This is a genomic window from Pseudomonas sp. FW305-70 (assembly GCF_058783925.1).
Genome location: NZ_JBYSYZ010000010.1, coordinates 48,812 through 62,854, shown reverse-complemented (window position 1 = coordinate 62,854; position 14,043 = coordinate 48,812). Strand labels below are relative to the sequence as shown.

Genomic DNA, 14,043 nt, shown 5'->3' with positions numbered 1-14,043 from the left:
CCAGTAAAGCGTTTAATGGAGTTTGCGGCCGCAGTTGCGGCCTTTCGAGCTTGTATGGACCTGCCTCAATTGACGACATATCTGCTTTCAACTCTTCGCGGACGTTCGCGAATCGCTGCTTCTGCAATAGGCTAGCTAGTCGACAAGCTCGACGTAACTAGACTCGCCCCCTCCCGTCGCACCGGATAGCCATCCCCAAACAAAGTGAAGCGTCGTGCGCCCATGATGGTCTTGGCCAATCTCGCCGCGCGACCAGCCAGCAAGGATCTCGTCCTCAGTGGTAAGGCAGTGATAAAGAAGCTCGATAGTGTTGCTGCCCGTCACCCGCCCCACTTGACTGCCCATGCGGATCCGGCCGCCGTGGTAAGTGCCGGTGATGGCCCCGCCGTCGACGAGATAATGAAATACCGTTCCGTTACCCGATAGCCCTTGGGTGTTGTTGGCGACGATGAATCGACGGTTGTTCAACCGTTCGTGAATTTCGGAACTTTCCATAAGCCACTTGCCCTCACCTGGAAATCCATTTCAGAAGCGCACAGCCTATACGTAGATGGTTGGGGCTTCCATCTGAACGGCCGCTAGCCAAAAGCAGTCGTTCAAGACTGTGTACAAAAAAATGTGACGGCTCACTTCATATATATAAAACGCAACTGTTTAACATTTAGGCTGCCGGTGCCCTGCCACAGCCAACTGCTGAACATCTGGCTGTGATCGCCCGGCGATATCGGGGTCAGCGCTTTGATGGGTTTCGGTGCAGCGTTCGGCTCCATATCCAACCAAAGGGCATCGGGCAATTCGGCTTGCACACTGGTGTGGATACAGGCGTCAGCAGGATCGCCAGCCCCCTCCACGGCTTTATCCCAGTTGGCATCGCTAAACGTCCAAACTCAGCCGCGCCCCTGATGCTGCAAAGTGGCGGCAGGGAAATTGGTTGGAGCGCCTTGTTGGACTTGCTTAGCCGGGTAGCTTGGCCGCAAGGACGTCAACCTTCTCAATTGATGGCGGTGTGGCAAACAGCTCGGCAGCCTTGGCCATAAGCGCCGCTGCGACCTTGCCCGAAAGATGAGCCTGCCGGCCTGCTTCATCCGGGAAAGCGTCAAAGATGCCAAAGGTGGACGGCCCCAAGCGGATGGCGAACCAAGCCGTAGTGGCCGGCTCATCCTCCACTATTGGAAGGCCACCCAAGAGAAAGCTCTCTACCTCTTTCTCTTTCCCGGATTTGGCTTCCAGACGAACGAACAACGCTACCTTGACCATTACGTGCCTCCTGTTGTTACGCCTACGCCATCATGCGCCATTCTTTCCAGTAAGCCCAACGCGATATTCACCGATTTGCCGCCCAGCTCCAGCGTGGCGGGATGAGGGGTAGCGTCGAGTCATTTTCGCAGTCGTGAGAAAAAGGCGAAAAGCGGTCAGTGACAATATTTGTAAAGGCTACCGTGACAACCGTTCAGCTTCCCGAAGACCGATCTCGACTATTCGTTAAGTGCAGCACCATCTCTGGGCTGCGTTTCGGCCAAAGCCTCCTGATCAAGTGCTTCGAGATACTCACGCGCGGCTCGGGTACTCAGGGCCGGATCGCTCCAGTTGACCGGTTCATCACCTGGTACGCCGCGCTGCCGACTCGCATCCGCTTCGATAATGCTGGCGTCCACGGTAAAGCCTTCGCCCTTGACCAAGCCGGCGTCAATGCAGCGACGCAGCACTTCATTGAACAACCAGCGAAACAGATCACTGTCCCGAAAACGGCCGTGTCGGTTCTTGGAAAAGGTCGAGTGGTTGGGGACTTCATCTTCAAGGCTCAACCGGCAAAAACAACGATACGCCAGGTTCAAATAAGCCTCTTCGCAAAGCCGCCGATCGGAGCGAATGCCGGAGCAATAACCCACGATCAGCATACGAATCATCAGTTCGGGATCAATCGAAGGACGCCAATCGGGCTGTAGAAATCGGCGAGGTAATGGCGCAAATCGCTCAGATCGAGACACCGATCAATGTTGCGTAGAAGGTGATTGGCTGGGATGTGATCTTCAAGGTTGAACGAGTAAAACAGCCGTTCCCGCCCACTCGATAACTGTCCCATCATTCTTCGTGCTTCCCTGCTGGCCAATGCAGATATTTTGCCGCAGGCCAGACAGAGGAACTACTTTTTCAACAGAATCGACCGTTTCTGCCTGTAGTGGCCGGCTGAATCCACAGCCGATTTCGGCCTTTGATCTGGCATCTGCAACTTACTGCATCAACTTGCTCCTTATCGGCCCGAAGATGCTGACTTTGCCCTCAGGAATCGGACATTGTCGCCGCGGGTTTCCGGGATTTTGGCTTGCGCTTGGCCGCCGGCGCCTGGCGTAGCTGCATCAGTTGCTGCTCCAGTGTGTCGGCACGCGCCTGCTGCGCGGCGGCACGTTGCTGGGTTTGGCTGAGCTCAGTCTGGATCGACTCGAGCCGACGTTGTAGCTGCTCGACTTGCCGTCCCACTGTCTTAAATTGGGCCATAATTGCCTTGCCCTCCTCCCGCGCGCGGTCAACCTCACGGTGCGCACGATCTTCGATCCCACGTACGTAGCCCTCCTGCGTCACACGCTCCTGCTCGGCCTTGAGCCGTAACGCCTGCAGATCCTGCTGTAGCGTGTGGTTGTGGCGCTGCGCTTCACGGCGTTCGTGCGACAAACCCTCGCGCTGAAGCTGCAAATCCTCGATCTGCGTCTGGCGCTGTGCCAACAGCAGTTCCAGGTCGGTCAGGCGCGACTCAGCCGCTTGGCGCCCCGCTACGGCGTCCATCGACTGTTGGCGAAACTGTGCCGCGTCCTGACGCGCCTGATCCTCGACCTCTGCCACCCGCTCGCGCTCGGCAGCCAAGACCTGACGTTGCTCGGACAACGTCTGCTCAGCAACACCCTGGGCCAGATGAATCGCCTGCTGCCACACCGCGACAAACGCTTGCGAAACCTCGCCGGGCAGTTCCGGGAGGCGGGTCTCGCCGCTCAGCCGCTCGGCCAGGCGCGCCCACCATTGATCGAGCAGACCGCCGACCCGCGCCGGGCTACCGCGACCAAGTTCCACGCGCACGCGCTCGACGGTCGGGCGTTCGCCGCGGGCCAACACCGCATCCGCGGCGGCAAATACCTCGTGTTCCGGTACCCCTACTGCCATGGCCCACCTCCAAGTATATTAGGTCTGATAATAAAAGATTATCCGACGTTATTTGCTGATTAATGGAATTATCATACGTTGAACGTATTAAATATTACAGACCAATTGCCTCTGGTCGACAAAACCCCATTGGATCCGCATTTTCTGGCGCTTAACGCCCAGGCAGCCGCCGCGGCCTTTATCGCCGCCGGCACCGCGGCCAACACCGTGCGCAGCTACCGCAGCGCCCTCGCCTACTGGTCGGCCTGGCTGCATCTGCGTTACGGCCAGAATTTGGGCGATGCGCCACTGCCAGCCACCGTGGCCGTGCAGTTCGTGCTGGATCACCTGGCCCGACCGTTGGCCGACGGCGGCTGGGCGCACCTGCTACCGCCATGGATCGACGCCGCGCTGGTCGCCGCCCGGGTCAAGGCCAAACTGGGGCCGCTGGCGTACAACACGGTCAACCACCGTCTTTCGGTAATCGGTAAATGGCACCGGATCAACGAGTGGGACAGCCCGACCGAAGCGTCAGCGTTGAAGACCCTGCTGCGTGACGCGCGCAAGGCGCAGACGCGTCAGGGCGTGGCGGTTCGTAAGAAAACCGCTGTCGTGCTCGAGCCGTTGCAGGCGTTGCTCGCCACCTGTACGGATGGTGCACGCGGAGCGCGTGACCGCGCTCTACTCCTGCTGGCCTGGAGTGGCGGTGGCCGACGGCGTTCGGAAGTGGTCGGCCTGCAAGTCGGCGACGTGCGTAAGCTAGATGACGACACTTGGCTATATACCCTAGGCGTCACCAAAACCGATACCGGCGGCGTACGTCGGGAGAAGCCGCTGCGCGGCCCCGCGGCGCAAGCCCTCGCCGCTTGGCTGGAGGTGGCACCGACTGACAGCGGGCCGCTGTTCCGCCGACTGTATAAAGGTGGCAAGGTCGGTACATCAGGCTTATCTACCGATCAGGTCGCCCGTATCGTCCAGCGCCGAGCGAAGGTTGCAGGGCTGGTCGGTGATTGGGCGGCCCACAGTTTACGCTCAGGCTTCGTTACCGAGGCGGGCCGTCAAGGCGTGCCACTGGGCGAGGTCATGGCCATGACCGAACATCGCAGCGTCGCCACGGTGATGGGCTACTTCCAATCCGGCTCACTGCTGACGAGCCGCGCAACAACCCTCCTGACCTCAACCGGGATATCTCCGATCGACAGTGACGAGAGTGTAAATTCCGATTCCGACCCGGAATAAATTTCCAAGAAAGTACCGGCGTTTGACAAGCTCAAGATGAACCTTAGGCACCTGTCCACATTCCATGAATCGTGGACAGCGGATGGTTGGGCTAAACTGAAAAATCAACGAGTTGGTTCTTTTATTTTTTGACGCACTGCGCTGCACAATACGTCTGAGTGTACGCCTTGCATCGCTAAGCAACCGTGAAGAGCACTTCATCGCAGCCGCCTATCGATGGACTATCGTCGACTTCACAGTATTCGCCACCTTCGGACAACGTATACACCACACAGGGCCTACCGTTCCGCGAGCGCCGAACAATTTGCTGTAGGCTCTCCATTCGCCACCCTTCAGAGTCATTCAGCCAGCTCGGACTCGCCAACCAAACGCCCTTGATGGCGAACGTAGGGCCGACCAAGGCGCTAAGAGCCTGGAGCTCCTCCACTTCCCACACCAAGGTTAGTCCGCTCCGTAGCCCTGCTTCGACAGTATGCCGCTCCTCGATGGCGACGCAAAACCAAGGCTCGTCAGATAAGTACTCAACACTCCTCCAGAGACGTCCCGCCTTCAGCATCCGGCCTGCTGGGTGTTCAGAATGATCGAGGGTTAAAAACATAGCGCACCAGGCAGTTTAAAATGAACACTATAGATTGTAGCCCTATAGGGCTCTAAAAGGCTTCATCGTTCCTTTTGCAGGAACGAAAAAATGGAACTGAAGCAGGCATTTGGCGTGGCACTGAGGCTGTTAAGGCAAAAAAACGGCCTTTCACAAGAAGACTTTTCTGACGTGAGTAGCCGAACCTATCTCAGCACACTGGAGCGAGGGCTTAAGAGCCCAACACTGGAGAAAGTCCAGGACCTAGCCGGCGTATTGGACGTCCACCCGCTTACAGTCTTGACCAAGTGTTACCTTACACAGGACCCAACCATTTCATTGGATGATCTCTTCAGCCAGATCAAGAAAGAACTGTAGGTTCCGCATGAACGGATTCGCATCCTTGAGATGGCAAGGAGATAGCTTTATTCCAAGTTGTGCTTGACGTGACTCAAAAACAATCGGAGTCCAGGAAACATCCCTAGCACTTCATCATCAAACACGCGACACATGGCCTCGTACGCTATATGGGAATAGGGGCCACCTATATACGTCAGATATTCGATGGATGAAAACCAGGGATATTCTGAAAAGAGGCACGCGCTCTGGATCCGCCTTAAATCGCTGTCAGAAAAAACATCGAAAAGATAGCCGAGCAGAAACATCGCCATCATGCGCTGATATGGAGTACTTTCGCGCGCACCCTTGCTCAGACGCGCACCAAAGGTCTTATCACCATGAGCCACACGATCCCGCCCGCTGCTGAAATATGTACGCGCCAGCCCCCCGCGCCCTCCAGGAAGGGCGAGACGCAAAAAATATTGCAGCAGAAACTCAGTCCCTCCCACCAATAACGGACTTAAAGGTAATGCGTCTGTGGCGCGAAGGTAACTTGCCGGGGTTCGTAAGCGGCAAAGCCATGACTGTACCTTGATGCCGAGATCTGTACCGAGAAGCGCGATTGGGACGCCACCCCATTGCCGTGCCCGGGGGTAGTAGGGGTGATGCGGATCGAGTATTTGCTTTCGATTGGCAAATGCGCACCATGATTTTATAGATGGGACGGGATCCGATAAGTGCACCAACAGCAATCGATGCCTCATGCAAAATGGGGCGCTCACATAACACCACGTCTTTCGCCAGACAGGCAGCCCATAATTGCGTATATCTTCTCGTATACAGAGAGGGCAGTAACTGAGCCGAAAAACAGTATTAAGCAGCAAAGTGGTATCTGGCTTGAAGTAAGCGCTGATCAGATTTGGCGCACCCTGCAAGTGATGGCAAAGCGCGAAAAAATCCCCGCTGGAAAAATCAAAATCGTAGTCGATATCTTTATCAAGCGAACAATAGGTTTCGGCCATTTCTTGTGTCATGCCGCGACAACCTCTATTTAAGCTGCAACGAAACAGCCACGAAGTTAACGTTTCGTCCGGAGTGGCACGCGGATACCCTTTCAGTTTCATGGCCTTGTATAATCTCCTAAACGTTCAAACTATTGCTAGAAGTCTTACGCACAAAAGCGCCAACGATGCAGACTGGAATGACTATCCAGGAATATTCGGCGGTCTCGGTATCACCCCATGCACATACGCGGAGTGCTGAATGCCCTTTAAAAGCGGTTCAATACGCAAGTAAATAGGGCGCGGTAGAAGTAAAAATAACTTCCCAATATTGTCATATTCACTTTTTGTCGCACAGGGCGGGCAGTAATATCCAAGCTCTTCTATATTTCTGTACCACTGATAACCAGATACATTGGCAGCTTGAGCTAAACAACCAATCTCCTCTCGCTGAAATAGTTCAAAAACCCATCCGACCCATATGAGTGCGATCATTCGCTGGTAAGGCGAGGCTGTGGCCGCACCCACCTCCATCGCCGTGGAATAGTCAATTCCCCCATGAACTATATTTTGTCTTGAATTGGAGAAACAGAAACGTGCAGGTCCAGAGGGGCGAAAAGTACTTTTGGCGGTCAAAAATATCCTCATCAGATTGTGCACTGTTCGGATGAGCCATTGAGTCTCGACAACTTCATCGCAACCCGGCAACTTACAGGTATTGCAAGAGTCTAGCATATTGACCCAAAGCTGAACCTGTGAACCGAGCTTTACCAATAACTTGAGGTTTGACATCCCCCGCCACGAACTAAGATCTGCCTCAGGACGCAAACGACTTTCCTGGTGATGGAAAGCAAACGCCTGCCAAGGCTTATCGAACCCTAAATAGCGATCATTTAGAAGCAATAACTGCTCGTGCCGACAACAAAACGGGGCGCACACATAACACCAAGATTTCCTCCAGACTGGATAACCGTGCATCGCCACATCAGACCTCAAACAATGCAAACAAAAAGCGAATCGCTGCTGCGGGGAAAGCAGAAGGCTTGTAGCTGGATTGAAGTGGCTGGACTCAATGCCGATAGGCCAGTGTAGAGAACTCTCCAATTCAAAAAATGCGGAACTTCTAAAGTCAAAATCCGCATCGCCAGTTATACCGCACATCTGATAGTAACGTTCGCCCTTGCTTTCACTGAGTGGGCGACATTGCGGGTTCAGCGCACACCGAAAAACCCAAGACATAAATGTCTCATCTTCAATAGGAGGTGGCCACGTAGTCGACTCGAGCATGCGCATTTTCCCGAACTAACTTAACATTTATACGCCCAAGGATTTAGAATTGCTTCCTGCATCGATTTAATCGAAACCTCTTCCTCACCCCTTGATACAGCCAATATGGCGCCGTATTTTATCATCTTGACGATATTATCTGTTACTCCACCCGAATTGCTAAGTATGAATTTCACCTTGTCCGCACCATAAAGCATTGATGGCTTTAACAATGGGATGTTTTCTTCCAAAGCAGCCAAAAACTCACGGAAAGTCTCTGACTTGGTCCATTTTTGGATTTCATGGACATGATAGCGCCTGGACAATTGGGTATCATGCAACAGTGCATTTCTGGCCAGCGACGTTCCAAAACCGATCACTGACAATGAATAGGGTTCACCGGAAAGCCCTTTCAAGATAGACAATGTTTTTAGTTGTTCGCTGCGATTGGATATCAGTGCATCGTGAAATTCATCGATCACAATGGCGCGAACTTTCCTTAACTTCACAAATTCCGCTAGCTCCTCCGGCACATTTGGCTTTAACCGGCTACGAGCTGAACGTGGTATACCCATGGCCTCCAACAAATGGTCTCTGAAGCTAAGGCTGCCGGGATTTTCATTGAGCGCCATAAAAATGATCTGCTCATCCCAGCCCTTAGAGATCAGTTTAAGTTGGCGAATGATACTGGACTTACCACTCCCCCCCTCCCCGCACACCAACATACAAGGCGCAAGCGACTGACTAGGAGCTTGAACGATGTTTTTGATCATATTTAATACCTGTATGGATTGAGGGCAATCTATCCATACATCCTGTTGTATCGCCCTTATTCGCTCGGGAGCGCTCAGTTGCAAAAGATGACGCTTGGATGCTTTCACGTGTTCATCATTCACTTAAACGTCCTCGCTGGCGTAGGGTCTTGGCTTTTTCGAATAATCTAAATTTTCGTCGTACAGCTCTTCCGCAACAAACTCCCTGCCCGTTTTCTGCCCGACATCAGTCAAATACTTCTGGTACTCCTTTATCGCAGCGGCTTGCTTTTTGATTTTTTTGGTCGTCCGGGCACTTCCTTGAATGAGCGTCTCATTTTGTTGGTAGGTTTTTGCGACCGCCTCTTCCGATATCCATGCCAATTTTTTAGAATTACCAACTCTTAGCAGGTGCTCCTCTAAACTCAAATGGGATCCGGTTAGATCACTGTAGTTAGCCACTACATACTCGCCATTCAACTCAACCCATATGGTCAAAAGCGACAGCGGATCAAATTTTATCAAAACATTTTTAGTGCCTACGAAAGGATTGAATCCAGGCGACCAGTAATACCGTCCTTTAAAGGCGATACCTTTCGGTGATATACTTCGCCGAACGCTTGGCATAAAGTTCAATCTGAATCTCAGTGGTTCGTGAATCAGAGGGGGCATGTTGATACTGCCGTCTGCATTTGCGAAGGCTTTATTCCAACAATCCCCAGGAGTCTGTTTGATTCCTCGATGCATGGTGGCGTGATAGATTACAACCTGTCCGGCAAACCATTTTGCGAACTCGCGGAGTGACAGGACAGATTTCCTTTCGCTGTCATAACCCTTACGCTGCTGGACATTTGAAAAGGTTGTGCCGGACAAGAAATGAACATTACTGGTCATCAGTGTACCGATAAGTCGTTCTACCGCCCCTCCGTAGTGCTTCTTCCCCGGAGGTCTAAATTCAGTTTTAATCCCATAAATTGAGCAGGCACGTTCTAGCGTAAGCGACCTGAATTCAACGGCATTGTCCATTTGGAGTACCTTCGGTACACCATAAAAGGGATAAAGTACATCTGAATTCTCGAGGCCTATTTGTTTCAGGTAGTGCTGTTTTGGAAAAGCTGCGTGGGTGATTGCACAGGCAACGGAGACGGCCGAGGGGGCATTAAATCCAATGTAGTAGCCCAGCAAAACTCTAGTATGCACATCAATCACGACAGTGAGCCAGGGCCGACCAATTGGGATTCGGGACTCCTCGTCACATAGTATTATATCAACTAATGTATGATCTATTTGGGCCACGGCCAGTGGACCTGTTGTTGTTTGAGCGCCCGGTTTGGCGCCGTAGACTTGAGCTGCAGCTTCCGAGCCAAATCGCTTTGCATGAAGTGTCTTGCCGTCCAGCTTTTTTATCCGTGCGGTGACGGTTCCTATGCTGGGGATTGGCTGATGGTTTTCCACGCATGAAAAACGAACTTCAGACCAAACTTTGGCGTATGTGAGTCCTTTCCCAACTCGCTTTTTGTCTATCGCCCGCTGTATGAGCGCTTCCACCTCAGCAGAAATTTTTGACTCGCCTTTCTTTCTACCTTTCCGTTTGGGCAACAGTGAGGCTATTCCGATATTTTCGTCATACGTCCTCAAAATTTGATAGAACCTTGCCTTTCCCACATTACAAACGCTTACTGCCATTTCGATCGTAATTTCTTTTGACAGATACTGCGATATTGCCAGAAATCGTTCTTCGGCAGTTTTGATTTCCTTGCTAGACGCACTTTCAAGTAAATCCATGAAATTATCTATAGGCACTATAGAGTCGTTACACTGTGCGGGCGGTAACAACACGATGTTATCAACGGGTACCGAAAACCTCCTCTTGTCTTTCAAACGCAAAACCTCGACCTCTGAAGGCGGCGTGCATTTGATAACCCTCGCCGGCTCTCCGGCGACGAGTACCATCAAGCCTACTTCTAATGTAGAAAATTGCATTTGATAAATCCTTTGTGCAACACACAGGAAAGCCTCACCAAAAAAGATATTTGATAATTCGAATTTGGCAACCTCGAATCTCAATTTTTCCTAACGTTAGAATAGTGAATTTGATTTTATTCATGTTTATCATAAGGTTAATTCTACACTGCTCACTCCATTATACGAGTAATTGCCTCCTGGAGCTGAAGCCCCATAAAACAAAAGAACACTCACAGTGTCATTTTTCAATGGTAAATAGTGTCACATTTCAATGAATCCATTAGAAAAAATACACCACCTCATTACTTTTAAATGGCCACCCCAACCTCATCCCTATCGTCCACCTCTATACATTGGCACTGATTAGCAGTTGCACTGGCGCTGTGCACGATGAATATCGTGTTAACCCGACTTAAACAACGAGCAAGCCCACACGCCCGCCAAAAAAAAGCATGTCTTATCGCTATATCCGACTTGGCAATTATGTAGTTGATGAATTCCACAGAGAAATTGTCAGCTAGGATGCTAGCCTGACCAGCCATTTGCATCAGGTTCGACCAACGCGCCTCACAGACACGGCCGCCAGAAAGCGGATAAGAAGGCCTATTAAGAGGCAGTTGTATCCCCGCGCTCGCTGTGGCGCCCTGCACGCCTGGTTTTTCCCACTTCGAGAAATTATGAATTTTTGCATAATTGTGCATAATTCTTGTTTTTTGGAATTTTTTACCACGAACCAACCAGCACAGACATGCAAATTCTAATTTTTTTCATAACTACGTCATTTGGCGTTCGCCTTCTACTCACCCCCAGGCATCCCAACCACCGCTCTGGCTACTGCACCTCGTTTGCCTTGTTACTGCCTCCTTCATCAATAAAGCTAACGAGATGCTTCAAGTGCCAAATATGCGCGATTTGACCCCGCGTGCATTTGACTCGACCACTGCTTAGCGATGCTTCTGTCCACCGAGTCTATCGGATGCATTCCCTCCAAATAGAGATCCCAGAAATTTGCTCTGTGATGCTTGGGGCTACTAGCGTCGGCTCGACTGGCCAGTGTTGGTAATTCAAATCCGAGCCACCGTAAGACGCGTGACAGATCACAAAAAAACATTTAAAAAGTAGAGTTTGGAAAAATCACGCGGTTTTTATTCTAGCTTTTAATTGATAAAATAAATTTTACCTAAGCTCATCAGTAGGTTAAGAAGTTATAATTTTTAGCTGGCGCTCACACCAGCCACACCCTTCGACCACATCCCCCAAGGATTGTCCCTCATGCATGAAGCAGCCCATCAGATCATCGATCTCTACGAACGTCACGCTCAAACATGGGATCGTGTTCGCTCGCGGCGTCTGGTCGAACAATCCTGGCTGGATCATTTTCGCCTGGCCATGCCGGTTGCGGCTGGTCATGTCCTCGACATCGGCTGTGGCTGTGCCGAACCCATGGCGGGTTACTTGATCGGCGCGGGACACGCTGTGACTGGCATCGATTCGTCCATGGCGATGATCGCCTTGTGTCGGCAACGTTTTGCGCAGCACGATTGGCATGTGGCCGACATGCGCCAATTGGCGCTTGAACAGCGTTTCGCTGGCATTCTGGCGTGGGACAGTTTCTTTCATCTGACGCCTGAGGATCAGCGTCGAATGTTCCCGATTTTCCAGGCCCATGCCCAACCTGGTGCTGCGCTGATGTTTACCAGTGGGACGGCCCATGGCATTGCGTTGGGCAGCTTCGAAGGTGAAACGCTTTATCATGCCAGCCTGGACCACGATGAATATGTTGCACTGCTCAATGCCCATGGTTTTAGCGTTGTGGAGCAAATAACGGAAGATCCGGCTTGTGGTGGGCATACGATCTGGTTGGCTGTTTGCAGTTAGAAACATCCCTTTGCCCTGCTCATTTATATAAGTAATTATTATAAATAAACTAAACATCTATTTAGTTGAGTTAGAATTTATTGGCATCTGACCTTTGAGTTAGAGGTTACGAAGGTCCCACTTCGGCCGCTTTCCTTTCCAATTCGAGCCGTCAAACAAAAATCCAACTTTAAGCAGCGCAACACGGTGATGAACTCTGGAAAAACGCTCACTCCGCTCCATAGAATTATGTAATTGAAACCGCAGAAATCATGGCTCAGGAGGAACCTCGACATGAGCGGGCCCTATTTATTGTGGCCACCCTCTTCTCTCTCTACCTCAGAATCTCTGATCTTGTCGGTCGGGACAACTGGACACCTACAATGTGTTCGTTCGAGTACGACGGTGAAAACTGGTGGTTCAACGATGTCGGTAAGGGCAACAAGGCCGCGAAAATTAGCGTGCGAGACGAATACATTGAAGCCTACTTGAAGCGATATCGGATCACCCTCTCCCTTCCGCAGCTGCCGTCTCACAAGGAGAGTACTCCACTAGTCACAACGGTCAGAGGTCGTGCTGGTCTGTCAGATCGTTACATTCGTGCCCTTATTCAGATAGTGTTCGATAAATCACTTCAGCGCATGAAGGACGAGGGACACACCGACTTAGTGATGGACAAGCTTCGGTCTGCATCCTTACATTGGTTGCGTCACACGGCGGCTACATTTGACGCACCATTTCGCGATATCAAAGATTTCCAAGCTGACCTACGCCACGAAAGTATGTCGACAACTCAGAACACCTATTACAACTTGCTGGTTCAGAATCGTGCAAAGTCAGTTAAGAGGCTCGGGATCAAGGACAGGGGTTAGGATTTAGCTAGAACCGACAAGCCAGGCTCTGCTGTTCACTGCGTTAGGGCGGGCAGGAGGAGTGTTGCAGATGTAGCAGAGAACTCGGATCTAGTACGCCGACTTCCAACCTGCTTTGCCCCTTAGGATCTAAGGCAGATGAAGCCTTGCGTGAGCGGTGAGCTGATCTAGAAACCGGCTTACCGTACTCTTTTGCTCTACCCCTTGACGGGTTATGCAATGAAAGGCGGAACGATAAGCCAACCGTTGCGGCATGATCGATCGAAGTCTGCCTCGCTCGACCCAGCTTGCGGCGTAGTGGGTGGGCAGGTAACCGATGTAGGTGTCGGAAAAAACCAGCAGCGCAATGGCCTCCATCGAAAACGCGCTGACCGCGCTGGCGAACCTGAGCTCGCACGGTCGTTTGTTTTCGGCGACATAGCCTCTGTCGACATAGTCCGCTGCGCCTAACTCTTCATACGTCAGGTCCTGATCAAGGCGCTGGAAAAACGGATGTCCGCTGCCGCAATACAGGTGCTGTTCCTCTTCGAACAGCGCCTGATAATGAAGCCCCGACAATCGGTGATGGAAGGCGCCGACGGCGACCTGGATGCGCTCTTCAAGGACCGCCTGTTCAAGTTCGTCAGGACGCATGACTTGCAAATCGATATGGACACCGGGTTGCGCAGCACGTAACTGGGCAATGGCCGCCGGTACAGGGCTGTGCTCAAGGGTGATCAGGCTGTCGACCGTGCCGATGCGCAACAACTCCCGATGGCGCCCGCTGAGTACCGCCGTGCGCTGGCGGAAATGTCCGATGTTGGCGAACAGCTCCTGGGCTGCCGCGTAGGTTTCTTCGCCTTCTTCGGTCAACTGGAAACCGCTTTTCCCGCGTTTACACAACGAGTAGCCGAGCCTGACTTCAAGGTCCCGAACGAGCACGCTGAGGCGCGACAGACTGGTGTTCAGCGGGACTTGTGCAGCCGTAAAACCACCGGCGTCCACGATCGCACAGAAGATCCGCAGCATGCGCAGATCCACATCCGTCAAATTCACCAGCATGC

At 52.1% G+C, this 14,043-nt stretch carries 11 protein-coding genes and 2 pseudogenes; 4 read left to right on the top strand and 9 right to left on the bottom strand.

Features of this window, described 5'->3' with window-relative positions:
• Positions 1 to 135 precede the first annotated feature (135 nt).
• The 4 genes and pseudogenes from AC3WN7_RS10265 to AC3WN7_RS10250 form a co-directional block, all read right to left on the bottom strand.
• Positions 136 to 495 carry an avidin-fold protein gene (locus AC3WN7_RS10265; RefSeq protein ID WP_095966136.1) on the bottom strand — a complete coding sequence of 120 codons (360 nt, stop codon included), beginning with the start codon at positions 493 to 495 and terminating at the stop codon, positions 136 to 138.
• Between the two features lie 459 nt (positions 496 to 954).
• Positions 955 to 1,257 carry a putative quinol monooxygenase gene (locus AC3WN7_RS10260; RefSeq protein WP_095966138.1) on the bottom strand — a complete coding sequence of 101 codons (303 nt, stop codon included), beginning with the start codon at positions 1,255 to 1,257 and terminating at the stop codon, positions 955 to 957.
• 242 nt (positions 1,258 to 1,499) lie between these two features.
• Positions 1,500 to 2,086: pseudogene (locus AC3WN7_RS10255) on the bottom strand (transposase); the annotation flags it as partial.
• A gap of 194 nt (positions 2,087 to 2,280) precedes the next feature.
• On the bottom strand, positions 2,281 to 3,153 hold the full coding sequence (locus AC3WN7_RS10250) for a DNA-binding protein (protein ID WP_095966139.1): 873 nt from the start codon (positions 3,151 to 3,153) through the stop codon (positions 2,281 to 2,283).
• 78 nt (positions 3,154 to 3,231) lie between these two features.
• Between AC3WN7_RS10250 and AC3WN7_RS10245 the strand changes: the two genes are divergently transcribed.
• On the top strand, positions 3,232 to 4,371 hold the full coding sequence (locus AC3WN7_RS10245; RefSeq protein ID WP_102674093.1) for a site-specific integrase: 1,140 nt from the start codon (positions 3,232 to 3,234) through the stop codon (positions 4,369 to 4,371).
• A 688-nt stretch (positions 4,372 to 5,059) separates the two neighbouring features.
• A complete protein-coding gene (locus tag AC3WN7_RS10240; RefSeq protein ID WP_095966142.1) occupies positions 5,060 to 5,326 on the top strand; it encodes a helix-turn-helix domain-containing protein in 267 nt (88 codons plus the stop codon).
• A 47-nt stretch (positions 5,327 to 5,373) separates the two neighbouring features.
• On the opposite strand, the gene AC3WN7_RS10235 is transcribed toward AC3WN7_RS10240, so the two are convergent.
• The 4 genes from AC3WN7_RS10235 to AC3WN7_RS10220 form a co-directional block, all read right to left on the bottom strand.
• A complete protein-coding gene (locus AC3WN7_RS10235) occupies positions 5,374 to 6,411 on the bottom strand; it encodes a TniQ family protein (protein WP_102674095.1) in 1,038 nt (345 codons plus the stop codon).
• A gap of 81 nt (positions 6,412 to 6,492) precedes the next feature.
• Entirely contained in the window at positions 6,493 to 7,575 is a 1,083-nt protein-coding gene (locus tag AC3WN7_RS10230) for a hypothetical protein (protein WP_146022378.1), read from the bottom strand.
• 20 nt (positions 7,576 to 7,595) lie between these two features.
• On the bottom strand, positions 7,596 to 8,450 hold the full coding sequence (locus AC3WN7_RS10225; RefSeq protein WP_102674096.1) for a TniB family NTP-binding protein: 855 nt from the start codon (positions 8,448 to 8,450) through the stop codon (positions 7,596 to 7,598).
• The gene (locus AC3WN7_RS10220; protein ID WP_095966145.1) at positions 8,451 to 10,289 is read right to left on the bottom strand and encodes a TnsB C-terminal domain-containing protein; all 1,839 of its coding nucleotides are present in this window, start codon (positions 10,287 to 10,289) and stop codon (positions 8,451 to 8,453) included. It lies immediately after the preceding gene.
• Between the two features lie 1,254 nt (positions 10,290 to 11,543).
• Here AC3WN7_RS10220 and AC3WN7_RS10215 point away from each other — a divergent pair.
• Positions 11,544 to 12,149 (top strand): class I SAM-dependent DNA methyltransferase, encoded by a 606-nt coding sequence (locus tag AC3WN7_RS10215; RefSeq protein ID WP_095966147.1) that lies wholly within the window; start codon positions 11,544 to 11,546, stop codon positions 12,147 to 12,149.
• 138 nt (positions 12,150 to 12,287) lie between these two features.
• Positions 12,288 to 13,000 (top strand): annotated as a pseudogene (locus tag AC3WN7_RS10210) (site-specific integrase); the annotation flags it as partial.
• A 129-nt stretch (positions 13,001 to 13,129) separates the two neighbouring features.
• Here AC3WN7_RS10210 and AC3WN7_RS10205 read toward each other — a convergent pair.
• On the bottom strand, positions 13,130 to 14,041 hold the full coding sequence (locus tag AC3WN7_RS10205; RefSeq protein ID WP_095966148.1) for a LysR family transcriptional regulator: 912 nt from the start codon (positions 14,039 to 14,041) through the stop codon (positions 13,130 to 13,132).
• Positions 14,042 to 14,043: the final 2 nt, after the last annotated feature.

What these genes read in the sequence shown, in the direction of transcription:
- AC3WN7_RS10265 (WP_095966136.1), bottom strand. Translation starts at nt 495, where the DNA reads ATGGAAAGTTCCGAAATTCACGAACGGTTGAACAACCGTCGATTCATC.
- AC3WN7_RS10260 (WP_095966138.1), bottom strand. Translation starts at nt 1,257, where the DNA reads ATGGTCAAGGTAGCGTTGTTCGTTCGTCTGGAAGCCAAATCCGGGAAA.
- AC3WN7_RS10250 (WP_095966139.1), bottom strand. Translation starts at nt 3,153, where the DNA reads ATGGCAGTAGGGGTACCGGAACACGAGGTATTTGCCGCCGCGGATGCG.
- AC3WN7_RS10240 (WP_095966142.1), top strand. Translation starts at nt 5,060, where the DNA reads ATGGAACTGAAGCAGGCATTTGGCGTGGCACTGAGGCTGTTAAGGCAA.
- AC3WN7_RS10235 (WP_102674095.1), bottom strand. Translation starts at nt 6,411, where the DNA reads ATGAAACTGAAAGGGTATCCGCGTGCCACTCCGGACGAAACGTTAACT.
- AC3WN7_RS10230 (WP_146022378.1), bottom strand. Translation starts at nt 7,575, where the DNA reads ATGCTCGAGTCGACTACGTGGCCACCTCCTATTGAAGATGAGACATTT.
- AC3WN7_RS10220 (WP_095966145.1), bottom strand. Translation starts at nt 10,289, where the DNA reads ATGCAATTTTCTACATTAGAAGTAGGCTTGATGGTACTCGTCGCCGGA.
- AC3WN7_RS10215 (WP_095966147.1), top strand. Translation starts at nt 11,544, where the DNA reads ATGCATGAAGCAGCCCATCAGATCATCGATCTCTACGAACGTCACGCT.
- AC3WN7_RS10205 (WP_095966148.1), bottom strand. Translation starts at nt 14,041, where the DNA reads ATGCTGGTGAATTTGACGGATGTGGATCTGCGCATGCTGCGGATCTTC.